We start from the raw sequence: 566 nt of genomic DNA, 5'->3' as shown, positions 1-566 counted from the left end.
CAACTGAGCTAATGACCCGCTCAAATATGAATTCTAAAGCTTGTAAAGTGGTGGGTCATGATGGACTCGAACCATCGACCAATGGATTAAAAGTCCACTGCTCTACCAACTGAGCTAATGACCCGCTCAAATCGAATTCTAAAGCTTATAAAGTGGTGGGTCATGATGGACTCGAACCATCGACCAATGGATTAAAAGTCCACTGCTCTACCAACTGAGCTAATGACCCGCTCAAATATGAATTCTAAAGCTTGTAAAGTGGTGGGTCATGATGGACTCGAACCATCGACCAATGGATTAAAAGTCCACTGCTCTACCAACTGAGCTAATGACCCGCTCAAATATGAATTCTAAAGCTTGTAAAGTGGTGGGTCATGATGGACTCGAACCATCGACCAATGGATTAAAAGTCCACTGCTCTACCAACTGAGCTAATGACCCGCTCAAATCGAATTCTAAAGCTTATAAAGTGGTGGGTCATGATGGACTCGAACCATCGACCAATGGATTAAAAGTCCACTGCTCTACCAACTGAGCTAATGACCCCAACTGAGCTAATGACCCGC

The 566-nt window shown here is 44.2% G+C and carries 5 tRNA genes; all 5 read right to left on the bottom strand.

From position 1 onward, the window contains the following. Positions 1-48: 48 nt before the first annotated feature. Positions 49-124 (bottom strand) — tRNA-Lys (locus L1D50_RS23305). A gap of 29 nt (positions 125-153) precedes the next feature. Further along, a tRNA-Lys gene (locus tag L1D50_RS23300) sits at positions 154-229 on the bottom strand. A 30-nt stretch (positions 230-259) separates the two neighbouring features. After that, positions 260-335: transfer RNA gene (locus tag L1D50_RS23295), tRNA-Lys, on the bottom strand. Positions 336-365: 30 nt separating this feature from the next. Continuing rightward, positions 366-441 (bottom strand) — tRNA-Lys (locus tag L1D50_RS23290). Between the two features lie 29 nt (positions 442-470). Then, a tRNA-Lys gene (locus L1D50_RS23285) sits at positions 471-546 on the bottom strand. Positions 547-566: the final 20 nt, after the last annotated feature.

The organism is Pseudoalteromonas sp. Isolate6, assembly GCF_022398435.1.
In the GTDB taxonomy this organism is placed as follows: Bacteria; Pseudomonadota; Gammaproteobacteria; order Enterobacterales; family Alteromonadaceae; genus Pseudoalteromonas; species Pseudoalteromonas galatheae.
This window is presented reverse-complemented; position numbering and strand designations above follow the sequence as displayed.